This window comes from Microvirga aerilata (genome assembly GCF_016743775.1).
GTDB classification, from domain to species: domain Bacteria; phylum Pseudomonadota; class Alphaproteobacteria; order Rhizobiales; family Beijerinckiaceae; genus Microvirga; species Microvirga aerilata.
On record NZ_JAEQMY010000051.1, the window covers coordinates 1 to 14631 of the forward strand.

The 14631-nt window shown below is 57.0% G+C and carries 13 protein-coding genes and 1 pseudogene; 6 read left to right on the forward strand and 8 right to left on the reverse strand.

Annotated features, from left to right (window positions below; all coding sequences use genetic code 11):
- A partial coding sequence (locus JKG68_RS22760) for a transposase (RefSeq protein ID WP_202063636.1) occupies nt 1-194 on the reverse strand: 194 nt, incomplete at its 3' end.
- Between the two features lie 368 nt (nt 195-562).
- Between JKG68_RS22760 and JKG68_RS22765 the strand changes: the two genes are divergently transcribed.
- The 6 genes and pseudogenes from JKG68_RS22765 to JKG68_RS33660 form a co-directional block, all read left to right on the forward strand.
- Nucleotides 563-1573, forward strand: coding sequence for a TRAP transporter substrate-binding protein (locus JKG68_RS22765; RefSeq protein WP_202063637.1), 1011 nt, complete (start codon nt 563-565; stop codon nt 1571-1573).
- Nucleotides 1574-1640: 67 nt separating this feature from the next.
- The gene (locus JKG68_RS22770) at nt 1641-2939 is read left to right on the forward strand and encodes a TRAP transporter large permease (RefSeq protein ID WP_202063638.1); all 1299 of its coding nucleotides are present in this window, start codon (nt 1641-1643) and stop codon (nt 2937-2939) included.
- Nucleotides 2936-3445, forward strand: coding sequence for a TRAP transporter small permease (locus tag JKG68_RS22775; RefSeq protein WP_202063639.1), 510 nt, complete (start codon nt 2936-2938; stop codon nt 3443-3445). Before JKG68_RS22770 ends, JKG68_RS22775 begins: the two co-directional genes overlap by 4 nt.
- Before the next feature lie 19 nt (nt 3446-3464).
- On the forward strand, nt 3465-4235 hold the full coding sequence (locus JKG68_RS22780; protein WP_202063640.1) for an SDR family NAD(P)-dependent oxidoreductase: 771 nt from the start codon (nt 3465-3467) through the stop codon (nt 4233-4235).
- A gap of 99 nt (nt 4236-4334) precedes the next feature.
- The gene (locus JKG68_RS22785; protein ID WP_202063641.1) at nt 4335-5294 is read left to right on the forward strand and encodes an amidohydrolase family protein; all 960 of its coding nucleotides are present in this window, start codon (nt 4335-4337) and stop codon (nt 5292-5294) included.
- A gap of 781 nt (nt 5295-6075) precedes the next feature.
- Nucleotides 6076-6903, forward strand: a pseudogene (locus tag JKG68_RS33660) (IS256 family transposase); the annotation flags it as partial.
- A 630-nt stretch (nt 6904-7533) separates the two neighbouring features.
- On the opposite strand, the gene JKG68_RS22805 reads toward JKG68_RS33660, so the two are convergent.
- From JKG68_RS22805 to JKG68_RS22835, 7 genes are all read right to left on the reverse strand, one after another.
- Complete coding sequence (locus tag JKG68_RS22805; RefSeq protein WP_202063645.1) at nt 7534-8808, reverse strand: TRAP transporter large permease; 1275 nt, start codon at nt 8806-8808, stop codon at nt 7534-7536.
- Between the two features lie 13 nt (nt 8809-8821).
- Nucleotides 8822-9430: a TRAP transporter small permease gene (locus tag JKG68_RS22810; protein ID WP_202063646.1), complete on the reverse strand. Its 609-nt coding sequence runs from the start codon at nt 9428-9430 to the stop codon at nt 8822-8824.
- Between the two features lie 75 nt (nt 9431-9505).
- On the reverse strand, nt 9506-10504 hold the full coding sequence (locus tag JKG68_RS22815; protein WP_246515747.1) for a TRAP transporter substrate-binding protein: 999 nt from the start codon (nt 10502-10504) through the stop codon (nt 9506-9508).
- A 31-nt stretch (nt 10505-10535) separates the two neighbouring features.
- Complete coding sequence (locus tag JKG68_RS22820; RefSeq protein WP_202063647.1) at nt 10536-11456, reverse strand: amidohydrolase family protein; 921 nt, start codon at nt 11454-11456, stop codon at nt 10536-10538.
- Complete coding sequence (locus tag JKG68_RS22825) at nt 11453-12367, reverse strand: NAD(P)-dependent oxidoreductase (RefSeq protein WP_202063648.1); 915 nt, start codon at nt 12365-12367, stop codon at nt 11453-11455. The genes JKG68_RS22820 and JKG68_RS22825 overlap by 4 nt, the downstream gene beginning before the upstream one ends.
- Before the next feature lie 51 nt (nt 12368-12418).
- Nucleotides 12419-13201 carry an enoyl-CoA hydratase gene (locus tag JKG68_RS22830; RefSeq protein ID WP_202063649.1) on the reverse strand — a complete coding sequence of 261 codons (783 nt, stop codon included), beginning with the start codon at nt 13199-13201 and terminating at the stop codon, nt 12419-12421.
- Nucleotides 13198-14388 carry a CaiB/BaiF CoA transferase family protein gene (locus JKG68_RS22835; protein ID WP_202063650.1) on the reverse strand — a complete coding sequence of 397 codons (1191 nt, stop codon included), beginning with the start codon at nt 14386-14388 and terminating at the stop codon, nt 13198-13200. Before JKG68_RS22835 ends, JKG68_RS22830 begins: the two co-directional genes overlap by 4 nt.
- Between the last annotated feature and the right edge of the window lie 243 nt (nt 14389-14631).

Below are 14631 nucleotides of genomic sequence, written 5' to 3' on the forward strand. Positions count from 1 at the left end.
TTGGACCAGCGGTAGTCCACATTGGGCGGGATCCTCTCGCGCCGGCAGAGCTCGGCGATGCTGTCCTCACCGCGCAGGCCCTCCAGCACGATGCGGATCTTCTCCTCGGCGGAGTAGTGCTTGCGGGTGGCACGGCGGATCTCCTTGACCACCTGCTCGGCCGGCTCCTTGGCTGGTCTTGGGTTCTGTTTCATCGTCATGTCCTCAAGGGCTACGATGAACCAGAGACTCTCCCTTCTTCAACTCGCTCGGTCTGTCTCATGAGTGCTGACGGCTGACTGTGGTCCGCCACGGCTACCACTATTTGATAGATGAGATCGTATAGGATATAGTATTGACGTCCTGAACAGTCATGGTACTCATAAGTTCAGTCAAGTGGGAAACGATGGTGTGACGCATTCTGAGCATCCATAAGGACGCTTCTGACAATGAGACGGCACGCGGCCTCGCTCTGCACCGGACAACACGCACCAGGGCGATACCATAAACCGATTTAAGCCGGTTTGCCGGCTAAGGCCAAATACAAGACCGCCCGAAGAGGCGGAAACCAACGGAGGAAGCCATGACATTTCGCAGCCCCAGCCGGCGCACATTCCTCAAAGCCGGCGCCGCCGTAACTCTATACGCACCAAGCATCATCTCCGCGCGAGCAGCCGTTAGTCTGCGCCTCACGCACCCGGCCGAGCTGAGCCATCCAGTCCACATCGAAGCCGAGGCAATGGTGAAGCGGATTGCCCAGCGTACGAATGGAGAGGTGAACATCACCATCTTTCCGAACAACACGCTCGGCTCCCCGACGGAAGCCGCCCAACAGACGCGCCTCGGGGCCATTGACATGATGCTGCTGAACCCCGCCAACATCGAAGCGCTCTCGAAGACGATCGGCGTCATCAACATCCCCTATCAATTCGACAACTACGAGCACGCCCACAGAACTCTCGACGTGACCGGCCGCGACTGGCTCGCCGACCAGATCCGTCAAGCTGGATTCGTCTGGATCGCGAATTTCGAGTGGGGTTTTAGAGCCCTGTCCAACAGCCGGCGGCCGGTGAATGCCCCTGCCGACGTGCAGGGCTTGAAGATTCGCGTCCCGCCCGAGTTGGCAATCAAAGCCGCCTTCGAGGCCCTCGGAGCGAATACGCAGACCATCGCATTCCAGGAGGTCTACCTCGCCCTCGCGAACAAAGCGGTCGACGGTCAGGACAATCCAGTCGCGACGACCTACGCCGCTAAGTTCTACGAGGCGCAGAACCACCTTGCGCTGACGAAGCACATCTATGCTTCCATCATGTTCGCATCAAATCCCCGCGTCTGGAACGATCGGCTCAGCACCGACCAGCGCAAGGTCATCACGGAGGAGGCGGTCAAGGCTGGAGCCGCGGCGCGCAAGGGCGTCCGGGACAAGGAAGAGACCTATGTCGCCGACATGCAGAAACTTGGTGTCGCCGTGACCCGCCCGGACGTGGCGCCGTTTCGGGAGAAGATGGGTCCAGCCTACGATCAGTTGAAGAAGTCACTCGGCGACGAGACTTGGAACATTTGGTCCAAGTTCGTTGCCGCCGCCCGATCCTGATCCCTCTTTCGGTGAGCGGCGGAAGGACACCTTCCGCCGCAACTTGCTTCATCCGGTACCCTCCCTTATGGTTGTCGCTGCAATCCTGCTTTCGCTCTGTGCCGTCATTCTCGGCGGGGTTCCTATCGCCGTCGCTCTCGGCCTGATCGCCGTCGTCACGATGGTAGTGTCAGTCGGGCCCGACCTTCTGCTCATCTTCATCCAGCGCACGTACGCGGGCACCACCTCATTCCCGTTGCTGGCTATCCCTTTCTTCATCCTCGCCGGCAATCTCATGAACGTCGGGGGGACGACGACGCGGATCTTCAAGGTTGCGCAGCTTTTCGTCGGGCGTATCCGCGGCGGCCTCGCCCATGTGAACGTGATCGGAAGCGTCATCTTCGCAGGGATGTCCGGCTCCGCCGTTGCCGACGCGGCCGGACTGGGAGTGATTGAGCATAAGGCGATGCGGGAAGCGGGCTATACGAGCCGGTTCGCCGCCACCATCACAGCCGTCTCGTCGACGATTGGGCCCATTATTCCCCCTAGCATCCCGTTCGTGATCTACGGCAGCTTGGCGAATGTGTCCGTCGGTGCCCTCTTTTTGGCCGGGATCATGCCAGGCCTCCTCATGGCGGGCGCGCTGATGATCGTCATCGCCGTAGTCGCGGAGCGGCAGAACCTGCCAAGAGGAAACGCCCTGCCGCCGCTGCGCGACGTTCTGCGCATCCTCCTCAGCGCCGCGCCAGCGCTTGCGCTTCCACCCACGATCCTGCTTGTGATCCTTACCGGCGTGGCAACCCCGACCGAAGCCGCCGTGGTCGCGGCCGCCTTCGCTTTCCTACTCGGCTGGCTCGTATACAGGGAGCTCTTGTTGAGCGATCTCGCTGAGGTGATCTGGGATAGTGCGCGCCAGACGGCCCAGGTGATGTTTATCATCGCGGTGGCTGCACCATTCGGCTGGGTGCTCATCCAGCAGCAGATTCCGAATGCAATACTCCAAGCGTTTCTCTCCCTATCTACCGAGCCATGGGTGATCCTCCTCGTCATCAACGTCGTCCTCCTGATCTTAGGGATGTTCATCGAAGGCGTAGCGGTCATGATCATCGCCTTCCCTGTGCTCCTTCCGGTCATGCTGAAGATCGGGGTCGACCCGGTTCATTTTGGCGTCATCCTTGTGCTCAACCTGATGATCGGCCTCGTCACGCCCCCGGTTGGCCTGTGTCTCTACGTTGTGGCAGGCATCGCAAAGGTGTCGATCGCAGAGATCACCAGGGAGTTGTGGCCCTACGTGCTAGCACTGATCTTCGTCCTGCTGCTCATCACCTACCTCCCTGATTTAGTGTTGTGGCTGCCGCGCACCCTCGGCTACGGGCTCATCCAATGATCGCAAGCGTTTTCGTTCCGCTCGACCGCGCCGTCGCCGCCTTCTGCAAATGGGCGGCCATCCTGTGCTTCGTCGCTCTGTTCATTCTTCTCGGCCTCAGTGTGATTGCTCGCAACGTCACGACCTTCACGATCCCAGGTCACGATGAAATCGTCGAACTTCTCTTTATCTGGATTACTTTCCTGACCAGCTTAGCCCTGTGGAGGGAGGGAGCGCTCTACCGGGTGGCACTCTTCGAAAATGTGCTGTCTCGGGCCGGGCAAAAGGTCCTCGAGATCCTCATCAATCTGTGCATGCTTGCCTTCGCGCTCGTGCTCGTCGTCTATGGCTGGGATTTCATGCTCCTGTCGGGGGAGACGACTCCGTTTCTGCGCCTTGATCGCTCGTATTGGTATGCATCGATCCCCTTTTGCGGCGTCCTGATGGCAGCCTATAGCATCGTCTGGATCTGCCGCATCGCAAGCGGCCGTGGGTCGCTTGAAAAAGACGTTACGCTCGGCAGTTGAAGTTACAAAGAGGTCTGACATGGGACGCCTGACTGGAAAGGTCGCTATCATCACCGGTGGAGCAGGAGGCATCGGCGCAGCTACGGGTCGATTGTTCTGCGAGGAGGGATGCAGGATTGCGCTTGTCGACGTCACAGCCGAGACATTGAGCGACGTTGCCCGGGAGATTCGATCCGCGGTGCCGGATGCGGAGATCCTGGAAATTCCTGCGGATGTCGGGGACGAGAGCGCCGCCCGACCCATCGTCGAGAGAACGCTCGATGCGTTCGGCCAAGTAGACATTCTGGTAAACATCGCCGGCATCCGCTCATACGAGCTCCTCGCGGACGCAAAAGCGGAAACCTGGCAGAAGATCCTGGGGGTCAACCTTCTCAGCTATGCATATCTCGCCAAGGAGGCGCTGCCCGCCCTAAGGAAAGCGGAAAAAGGTAGCATTGTGAATGTCTCCTCGACACACGCAGTCAATCCGCGCGCGGGAATGGGCCAGTATGACGTGACGAAGGCGGGCATCCTTTCGCTCACAAAGACGCTTGCGTTCGAGGAGGTTGAGCATGGGGTGCGGGTCAACGCCGTGTGTCCCGGACTGACCCTCACTCCATTCCATGTCAAGCGGGCTAACGCCGCTGGGCGGACGGAACAGGATCTGCGAACGGAGAAGGTCGACCACAACATACAGAAACGCTGGGCCGACGCACGGGAGGTCGCCTATCCGATCCTCTGGCTCGCCAGCGACGAAGCCTCGTTCGTCACCGCGTCCACGCTGATGGTGGACGGCGGGACGCGAGTGTGATCGGCCGACCTGACAGGGTGCCGGTCAGCGTTTTTAAGAACCCGGCATGGTTGGCGCAGCCGCAACAATTCAGCTGCCCGGGAAACGGAGTTCGCAGACATGCCCGAGAAAACAATCCATGAGCGCTGGCGCGAGGACAACGATGCCGTCACCCTCATCGATGCGCATCATCACCTTTGGGACCTGCAGGCGAACTATTATCCCTGGCTGAGCGACCATCCCGAGCCAAATTTCTTCCTCGGCGACTATGACGCTTTGAAGAGGAACTACCTGCCCGAGGACTATCTCCGGGATGCGATGGACCACAACGTCCTCGCGACGGTGCACGTAGAGGCGGAGTGGGACAGGGCAGACCAAGTCGGCGAGACTCGCTGGATTAGCGAGATTGCGGCGCGGTATGGCTTCCCGAATGCCATCGTGGCGCATGCGTGGTTTCATACCGATAACGCCTCCGAGATCGTCACGCAGCAAGCAGCCTTCCCCCTAGTACGCGGGATTCGCTCCAAGCCCGTGACTTCCGCCTCTCCCGATACCATGACTTCCGGTGCCCCCGGCACGATGCAGAACGAACGCTGGCTTAGAGGTTTTTCCCTGCTGGAGAAGCACGGCCTGTCATGGGACTTGCGGGTGCCGTTCTGGCACCTGCCGGAGGCCGCATCAGTCGCCCGCTCCTTTCCTTCCACACCAATCGTGCTCAACCACAGTGGCTTCCCGTGGGATCGTAGCGAGGAAGGGCTACGTGCTTGGCGCAAGGCGATGGAGACGATCGCCCGCGAGCCGAATGTTCACCTTAAAGTCTCCGAGTTTGGCCTGCGTGGCCAAGCGTGGGACTACGAATCCAACCGCCGCGTCGTGCTGGACGCTGTCGCGATTTTCGGCATCGAACGTTGCATGTTCGCGACGAACTTCCCTGTCGCTGGATTGCGCACCGATTACAATACGATTGTGACCTCACTCAGCCGCATGCTCGGACACCTCTCGGTCAAGGATCGGGAAGGTTTCTTCTGGAAGAATGCAGCGAATTTCTACCGGTTGGACATTGCAGGAAGAACGGCATGATCGCAGTTTGTGACGTTTGATTGACGGCAGCAACCGCGCGACGGAACTCGTGCTCGCATCTATCATTGGGTTCTTCACGTTCCAGCTCGTGATCTCCGTCATCCCACGCTAGGTGTTTCGACTACCGCTCGTCACGTCCATCGTGATAACAAGGATCTCTAGATGCGTCGCCAGACTTTTGTTTGAGAGTATCAGCTACTTACACCTTGGTCAGAGTAGAGGAGGACGCGGTGTTCAAGGACAGGCGTTTTGATTGGCCCGCAGCCTTGCTATGCGTCCGATGGTGCTTGGCTTTGCATCTGAGCCTGCTGAATGAGGCGTAAATGATCGCAGAGCCCGGAATCTACGCTGTTCAAACGAACATTCAACAGTGGAACACTAACTATTGTCCACTCCCGCTCGTGCAGTTCAAAGGGCGCAGCTGGGCCTCCAGCCGGAGATGGCATGTGTACGGGACTTGCAATAAAACAGGCGGGCGCTGGATGTTCGTGGAATGCAACAGAAATCGGTACGTATGATCTTGGGGCTGCAGTCTGGATCTGACGTGTGCTCAGCTTATTGAAGCGGCACTTCAAACGCTCCACGTCCTAATACATGCTTCGCAAGCAGCAGGCGGCGTACGCCTGTAGCCGATCATTACCCTTGGGTTAGAAGTTGAGCTGCTTTGCTCGCTCAAACGCACTAGAAAGCATGTGCTCACCTCGCTCTTCATCTCCGAATTGGAACGAAACCTAAAAAAATGCACTGGCTGTAGTCTGCCGGAGGCTTCCCTAGACCCTGGCGGCATGAGGACTCTCTCGCCAAAGCAATGGGAGCATCCGGCATCTTGAAGAGGCAGGTCTCACGGCTGTGCGAGGAGATCGACGGGCCAGTCAACGTCTTCCATTCCCGGACGATCGAGGGCGAGTGGCCGCATCTGTGGATCAATACCAGCTGGATCGTCTCTACGGCCGTGATCCTAGCGGTGGGCGTCGACGCGGATGGCCGGCGCGAGGTGCTGGGGCACCACCGGTGCCTCGGAGGTCGAACCGTTCTGGACCGCCTTCCTGCGCTCGCTCGCCGACCGTGGCCTGCGCGAGGTGAAGATGGTGATTGACGATCACAAAGGGCTGCGGGCGCCGGCTCGCCGGGTGTTCCATGCTTCGCACCAGCGCAGCCGGGTGCACTGGATGCGCAGCGCCATGGCGCATCTGGCTCCCAAGCAGCGCCCGGCCGTGGTGGCAATGCTCAAGAGATCTTTGCCCACGGGAATGCTGAGGCGGCCCGGGAGCAATAGACATTGGTGGCGGACGCCCTGCGGGAGCGCTGTCCCAAGCTGGGAGAGCTGCTGGACCGCTCGCGGGAGGAGGTGCTGGTCTACATGAGCTTTCCGCGGACACCGGGGCAGATTGCCTCGCCCAACCCGCTCGAGCGGCTCAACGGCGAGATCAAACGACGGACTGATGTGGTATGAATCTTCCCCAATGTTCGGGCGGTGATCCGCGTCGTGGGAGCCCTCATGCTGAAGCAGAATGACGAGTGGGCGGTGAGCCAGCGCTGCATATCGCCGGAAAGTCTGAGTGCTCTGAGCGATGATCCTGTACGCAGGCTCTCCGCTGTGGCTGCCTGATCAGCCCGGCTCAGCTGAGGATTGGCCCTCTTACACCACGCCACGGGACACAATCAGAAGATCACTCTACGACAGAAGGATCGGAAGGTACAGGAAGCCAGTGGGTCGCAAACAGCACAACGCTTGTGTCGATGTAGGCAAGCCACTTTCCCAAAAACCATACTCCTGTGTGCCAACCACCTTGATCAGGACAGAAAAGCAGCAGAGGACGACTATCCTCTTGCGGAGCAGTAAAAATTGGTCGCGGGGTCAATTTAATGCCTCCTGTTGAATTCAACTCCGCCCGTGCCCAAGATAGCTATGTACGGCAGGAGTGTGGCTTGATCATCTTTGGAAGGCATGTCTTTGCCCATAACCTTCAGCGCTAGGCAGCTTTTCCAGAAGGCGTGTGCGGGAGCCGCACACGCCTTCTGTCAGGCTATGACTAGCCTTGCACAAGAGGCTTGCTTGATGTCAGACCCTAATGGCGGAAGTAAAGTTGTTACTCCGTCGGGTCATCTCGGAAATGTGCCTGCACATCATGGTGGCGCAGCGCGAGGTCATCTGCTCCTTGGACACAGAGATTGTCCCGATGTGGAGGCATTCAAAGGCGAGCGCATAACATCGCGTGCAATCAGCTTGTTACCCGGATCATCGCAGCATCTTAGGAAGCCACAGGGTTAGCTCGGGCCATATTGTTATGATGAACAGCGAAGCGAACAGCGGAATGTAGAATGGCACTGTTGCCCTTAGCACAGACCACATCGATACCCTCGCAATATCTGACAGGAGAAACAGAGCGAGACCTAGCGGCGGGGTCAGCAATCCAATCATCAGGTTGAAGATGAAAATAATGCCAAGATGGACTGGATCCACACCCGCCATTGTCAATGGAACGGTGACGAGCGGGGCAACGAGCAGGGTCGCTGTCGTTGAATCGAGGAACATTCCAGTGATTAAGAGCAGAACGTTAACAATGAGCAACAACATCAGTGGATCTGTTGAGAGTGAGAGTAAGGTGCGTGTGAACATCTGCGGCAATTGCTCTACTGTCATTACCCAGCCAAATATCGCAGCAGCCGATACGATGACCAGCACCGCCGAGCTAGTCTTTATGGTGTCGAACAGAGCAAAGCGCATTCGGTCCCAAGTGATCCCACCGTAGAAGGTAATTGTAATGAAAATAATGTAGCCTACTGTAATCGATGCAGCTTCTGTGGGTGTGAACAAACCCTGAAGCATGCCGCCAACAAGCAGTAGCGGCGTAAGCAGTGCAGGTAATGCTGGAACAAAAGTTTCACGCAACTCGCGTAATGTCGGCCATCGCTTCGAACGCGGGTGATTATACTTGTGAGCTAGAAAGGCCACTGTGGTCATTAGAAGTGTCGTATAGAGAAGCGCAGGGAGAATGCCGGCAACAAGCAATTGCACGATAGAAACGCTCGTGACCGAACCATAGATGATGAGTGGGATCGAAGGTGGGAAGATTGGGCCGACAACAGCTGAGGCGCCGGTAATAGCGGCCGAGTACGCTCGCGAAAATCCAGCCCGCGTCATCGCCCTAATTTCGATACGCCCAAGACCACCGATGTCGGCAAGTGCAGCACCTGAAGTGCCGGAAAACACTAGAGAGCCAATAACATTGACTTGTGCCAACCCGCCGGGAACACGTCCGCCGAGGGTGTGAGCAAATTTGTAAATGTGGCTTGTTATGCCAGCTTGGTTCATCAAGCTGCCTACAAAAATAAATACTGGCACCGCAACGAGAGGGAAGGAATCAAGTGCGTACGTCATTCGCTGTGATATCAGCTCCAATGGGAACCCAGATACCAACACATATATCAATGCGGGAACAGCAATCGCTACGACAACAGGGATGCCCAGGATAAAAAGCGCCATGAATGCGAGGATGATGGTGATAGCCATGATGCGAGTGCTTTCAGTGAGGGCGCATTTCTTCAGGCAGATCAAGCTCTTCTTGAGGCTCCTGCTCCTGCGGAAATGTGACATAGAGAGGTTTGTTCTGAATGACCTTTACGAATTGGAGACCGCACTCAACGGCTGACATCGAAAAGCTGACAAATGCGGCTCCAAGAAAGATCCAGTAAGGTATCCCGAGCGTTGGTGTGGCGTTGTCGAGGTTTGTACTGATCGCTAGGCAGCTTGCAATTGCGATGGCTGCGAATGTCAGGGCACTAGTGATTGCTGCAAAGGCTTTCATCCCATGAATGACACGCACTGGGAACATTGATATGATTTCTTCCATGCGAATACTTGCTCCCGCCGAAATTACATAGGGCAACGCCAGGAAGACGGAGCAGATCAACATGAATCGCGCAAGTTCTTCAACGCCGACAATGGGAGCGGCAAAGATTTCGCGCGAGACCACCTGAATGAAGGGCAAGGCTACCATAGCAACCAGCATGAAAAGGCTACCCCAGCGGAATACCCAACGTAAGGGTTCAATCACACGGTCTATTGAGTAAGTGCGACTGTCAGCCGCTGCTATAGTCTGCGGTTCTTCGACGATGAAATTCGAACTGTGCATGAAGTGCCTCATACATACGGATTGTCTGCCGTTCCTGTATTTAGAAAGCCGGGGCCTTTAGCCCCGGCTCGTCTTTCATTTAACGGCAGCTATACGTTCCATCAGAGGCTTCCAAGTTGGAAAATCAGCGTCTACTTGCTTCCCTACAGAAGCTTTGAATTCCTCGACTTTGAGCCCGTCTTTTTCTGTGATGAAGGTCATGCCTTTCTTCTTTAGTTCATCGATGAGATTTACTTCGGCCTCAAGTCCAAGCTTCAGCGTCTCTTCACCGACCTCTGCTGCAACCTCGGCGACTATGGCGCGATCCTTCTCAGGGATTGATTGCCAAACGCGCTCGTTGATGAACACTGGCAGCACGTTCTGCATGTGTCCGGTTAGCATCACATGCGTCTGCACCTCGTAGAGTTTATTTGCGTTGATCATTGTCAGTGGATTCTCCTGACCCATCACCATACCGGTCATCAGTGCTGTAGGTAGTTCACCAACCTCTACGGGAGTTGGGACTGCACCCATGCCCTTGATCATCGTGGTCCAAAGAGGAAGAGGTACGCCGCGGAAGCGTTTACCCTGCAGGTCGGACGGCGAGTATATAGCAGTCTTGGCAGTCATTTGACGGGCACCACGATACAGCCGCCCGATAATTCGGACATTGGACTGCTTAACCATCTTATCCGACATCTCCTTCATGATGTCGGATTTGATTGGATCGGTGGCTGCCATTGCATGGGCTCCATCGCGATAGACGAAGGGCGCCGCGAAGGCGGCGATGTCGGGAAACAGGCGGGCGAGTGAGCCGAACTCGTGATGTGCAAGGGGGATCGCCCCGCTACGCACACCGTCCACCGTCTCGGATGCGCCACCAAGCTGGGAATTTGGGAACACATGGACCTTGACGCGACCGTCGGTCCGCTTCTCGACGCGCTTCGCGAACTCATCAGCATACCAATATTGGATATCGCCTTCCGAGCCGACATGGGCGTACCGGATCGTAGTTTGTGCCGCGGCCGGTGCTGCCAGTCCGCATGCGAACGCCAATGTCGCCATAATCGTCTTTAGAGTCTGCCTTCTGTTCATGTATCCTCCGTATTTCTGGTTGCATTTTTTGTTACTGTACGCTCTGCAACCGGTAAAAGCGTGCAGCATTGTCATGGAACAGTTTGTCCCGCTCGGCCTCTGTGCGATCGGCGGTGGCGGCCAGGAAACCCGAGAAAATTGTGTCGAAATCGCTGATAAGGCTGTCGACAGGAAAATTGCTGGCGAACATCGCGCGATTGACTCCGAAGATTGCGATCGCGTCTCGGATTACCGGTGCATTTTCTTCGGCTCTCCATGGCCGCCCGGGTTGGCCGATGCCTGAGATTTTGATGGCGACGTTGGGTTGCGCGGCTGCGACCTCTAGTGCCTTGCGCCAAGCCACTAGAGCTTCCGGGCTGCGGTCGGCTGGCAGGCCGGTATGATTGATAATGATCTGCGTGGCTGGAAAGTCTCGCGCAAGATCAGCGGCGGCATCGAGATGCCACCACGGCGTCTGAAGATCGTACGAGAGGCCAGCCTGGGCGAGCAACCCATATCCCTCCCGCCAAGCGGAATCGTCCATTGATCCCGCCGCGCCACGTCTTGCGTCGGCAGGTGACGACACAGCCGCTGGCTTATGGCGGATGCCGCGCACGATTGGGACCGAGGCATATGAGGCGAGGAGTTCGCCGACGTTAACGGAGGCGAAATCGCACCACGCAACCATCGCGCTCGGCACTCCTGTCTCGGCCGCGACCGCAGCAACCCAACGACTCTCCTGCGTTGCCGAAGTGCGGCTCCACTCCGCCTCAATGTAGACTGATCCAGTTATTGGCCAACCCGCTGTGTCGGCGCGGTAGTCTGCGGGCATGTAGTTGCAACAGATTGGCGAATAGTCGCCATAACGGAACGGCACTCGCTGTTGCTTTAGCCAGGGTATGTCATTCGCTAGATCCCAAATATGATGATGCGCGTCGATGACAGCATTCGGGCGCGGTGGCAGCACGCTCATGACCGCCCCAGAGAGCGGTCCGCGTCATGCTCGTACAGCTTCACGATCGCCGCTGACTCCGACATCTCATGTCCTAACGCGACGTAATCCTTGTAACGCTGCACACCCTGCTCGATGACCTTGAGGTCGAGGCCCAACCCTTGAGCGAAGGCGGAGACGGCCTTAAGATCCTTGAGCAGTTGCCTTGCGTAACTCGTCGGGGGATCGAAGGCGCGCTGCTGCATTTGAGGATAAAGCCGCTGCAATAGGCTCGAATCCGCAAGGCCGCCAGCCAAGCATTGTGGCAGCCGTGCGGCGTCGATACCGGCAGCTTCCGCTAGCATCAGTGCCTCGGCCATGATCACATAGCCAGTACCGACAATGGCTTGGTTCAGGATTTTGGTTGTCTGCCCGGCGCCAACAGGGCCCATGAGGGTGAGGTTTCCAGCCATCTGTTCGACAATGGCTTTCGCCTGAGCGAAATCTTCATCTGAGCCGCCAGCCATGACAGTCATCTGCCCTGTTCGTGCTAGCTGAGGGCCTCCCGAGACGGGAGCATCAACCCAACCAGCCCCAGTCAACTCTTTCAATCTCGCCGCAGCCCGCCGCGTACCCTCCGGGTCGGCTGTCGAAAAGTCGATTACGAGGGAAGGACCGGGCCGAATTGCCGCCACACCATCCGCACCGAAAATGCAGCGTTCGACTGCCGTCATATGCAGCACGCAAAGCATGACAATGTCGCTCGCCGCGGCCACGGCCGCAGGCGTTTCGGCTGCTACGGCGCCATGCGGCACGACGGTGTCCAGGCGTTCTGGCTCCAAATTCCAGACCGTGACGGAATAGCCGAGATCGAGCAGCCGTAGGACCATAGCTTCGCCCATGATCCCAATGCCCAGGAACCCGATGCGGGGCCGGCGCGTGGCTTCAGTCATGATTGCATTTCCTCCCTTTTTTGTTTTATGTTTTTTTAGTTTAGATGGTACTCACGTCCCGGTCCACTTGGGTACCGCCTTAGTCTTGGCAAGGAATTCGCGGACGCCACTCCTGAAGTCGTCGCTTCCATAAACACATTCGATCAGCGCCTCGATGTCTGGGAGATTACCCATGTTTATTCGGCGCATCGTCTCCTTTGTGGTGCGCGTAGTCAGCGGAGCGTTCTCGGCGGCGCGGCGAGCAACGCCTTCGACCTCAGCGTCAATAGCCTCTCGCTCCACCACGCGTAGCAAGTAGCCACTGGATAAGAGTTCTGGAGCTTGCACGATTTCTCCAAGCAGCACCATTCGTTTCGCGATTGAGATGCCTAGGGCACCACCAATCCGCGCCACGCTAAGTGCGGAAAGACAGTTGCCGAGCGTGCGGCCAATGGGGGAACCAAAACGCGCGTCCGGGGTTGCAATCCGGAAGTCGCATGCAGATGCGATGTTCAGGCCACCACCAACTGCCCATCCGTCGATTACCGCAATCGTCGTCACTGGGATCTCATCGATCGCCAGCATGCAGTCATCTATATCATTTTCGTAGGCGACACCGTCTCGTCCACTCTGAAATTTCGTGAAGCCTGAGATGTCTGTTCCAGACACGAATGCCTTTCCGCCTGCTCCGCGAAAAATCACAACGCGGATTGAATGATCTGAGGTGATGTCGCGTACGGCATCACGCATATCGCGCCACATTTGGCGGGTCAGCGCATTGTGGGCGTCAGGATTGTGGAAGATAATTCGGGCGGTTTCGCCGTCCCTCTCCAAGATAATGCGCGGCCCGGTCACGACGTAGCGTCCTCAATGGCGGGATCCGAGAGTAAACCCTTCGCTACGAGCTCGTCCCGGATCTGCTGGCCATGCTCATTGAGAAGGGGCGGCGGCAGCCGGATCTGTTGAGGCGTCGCGCTCATTTTTACCGGAAAGCCGAGCGCGCGAAACTCACCTTCCACTGGGTGTGGAATCATTTTGACCATTTCACGAGCAACGGCCTGCTCGCTTACGACCGCTTCGCCATAGTCGAGGATTGGAGCCGCAGGGACGCCAGCTGCGAGTAGGCTCTCAATCCATTCATCTCGAGTGCGGGTTCTGAACGTGGGCGCCAGCGCTTCGATGAGCGCGATGCGGTTAGGGATACGCAGTGCGTTTGTCGAAAACCGTTCATCCTGCTGCAATTCTTCGCGACCGATGACCTTCAGCAGCTTGAGCCAGAGTCCTTGGTTGGCGGCGCCAATGACGAACCAACCATCAGAAGCTTCCATGGCTTGATAAGGAGCTGACATACGGTTCGCAGAGCCAATCGGTTTTGGCGACTTCCCTGTACCCCAAAGCTCTGTCGTCTCCCATACGGACAGAGCTAGCGCCGCCTCAAATAGCGAAGCATCGACAAACTGTCCCTCTCCTGACTTTTGGCGACCCATAAGTGCGCTCAAGACGGCATAGGCGGTGAATAGACCTGCACCCAGGTCCGCAACTGCGATCGAGTTCTTGGCTGGCTCCATTCCTTCAAAACCGTTTGAACTCAGAATGCCACTGACAGCCTGGGCAATTAGATCAAAACCTGGTCGCTGCGACCAGGGTCCAGTCTGACCGAACCCGGAAATACTTGCATATACGAGGCGTGGGTTGATTGCACGAAGCGTTTCGTAGTCCATGCCTAGCCGGGTGGCGACGCCTGGGCGTGCGTTCTCAACTAAGACATCAGCTGTTTTCACAAGGGCATAAAGCACTTCTCGATCAGCTTCATTTTTAAGGTCCAGCGTGATGCTGCGCTTGTTCCGATTGAGAGCTAGGAAGCCCGGGCTATCGCTCCCCTTCATGCGGAAGCCCATTGATTGACGAGTCGAATCGCCTGTGCCAGGCGGCTCAACTTTGATCACATCAGCACCCATGTCCGCCAAAAGCATGCAACAGAACGGGCCGGCCATAACCTGTGATACGTCCAAAACCCTTATGCCTGAAAGAGGCAGTGCCATCGTTTTTTCCTCCTTGCTAGGTATTCTACTCATCGGATTTTGATGACGCGAGACGTAAACCGACGGCACATGTTTTTCATAAATATATCGTATATGATATGATCGTTTATTCCCTTGTCAATTGAATTCTCTACGGCGATTAGTGACGGTGCTGGGCGCTCACACTATCATCGACTGTGTCCGGCTTTTGTCTCGACGTATTGACGCTCCTGTTGCTGAAAGGCGCAACCCATTCCTGCATGG

Bases quoted from the DNA above. Each gene is read 5' to 3' on its own strand.
- JKG68_RS22765 (WP_202063637.1), top strand. From the start codon at position 563: ATGACATTTCGCAGCCCCAGCCGGCGCACATTCCTCAAAGCCGGCGCC.
- JKG68_RS22770 (WP_202063638.1), top strand. From the start codon at position 1,641: ATGGTTGTCGCTGCAATCCTGCTTTCGCTCTGTGCCGTCATTCTCGGC.
- JKG68_RS22775 (WP_202063639.1), top strand. From the start codon at position 2,936: ATGATCGCAAGCGTTTTCGTTCCGCTCGACCGCGCCGTCGCCGCCTTC.
- JKG68_RS22780 (WP_202063640.1), top strand. From the start codon at position 3,465: ATGGGACGCCTGACTGGAAAGGTCGCTATCATCACCGGTGGAGCAGGA.
- JKG68_RS22785 (WP_202063641.1), top strand. From the start codon at position 4,335: ATGCCCGAGAAAACAATCCATGAGCGCTGGCGCGAGGACAACGATGCC.
- JKG68_RS22805 (WP_202063645.1), bottom strand. From the start codon at position 8,808: ATGGCTATCACCATCATCCTCGCATTCATGGCGCTTTTTATCCTGGGC.
- JKG68_RS22810 (WP_202063646.1), bottom strand. From the start codon at position 9,430: ATGCACAGTTCGAATTTCATCGTCGAAGAACCGCAGACTATAGCAGCG.
- JKG68_RS22815 (WP_246515747.1), bottom strand. From the start codon at position 10,504: ATGAACAGAAGGCAGACTCTAAAGACGATTATGGCGACATTGGCGTTC.
- JKG68_RS22820 (WP_202063647.1), bottom strand. From the start codon at position 11,456: ATGAGCGTGCTGCCACCGCGCCCGAATGCTGTCATCGACGCGCATCAT.
- JKG68_RS22825 (WP_202063648.1), bottom strand. From the start codon at position 12,367: ATGACTGAAGCCACGCGCCGGCCCCGCATCGGGTTCCTGGGCATTGGG.
- JKG68_RS22835 (WP_202063650.1), bottom strand. From the start codon at position 14,388: ATGGCACTGCCTCTTTCAGGCATAAGGGTTTTGGACGTATCACAGGTT.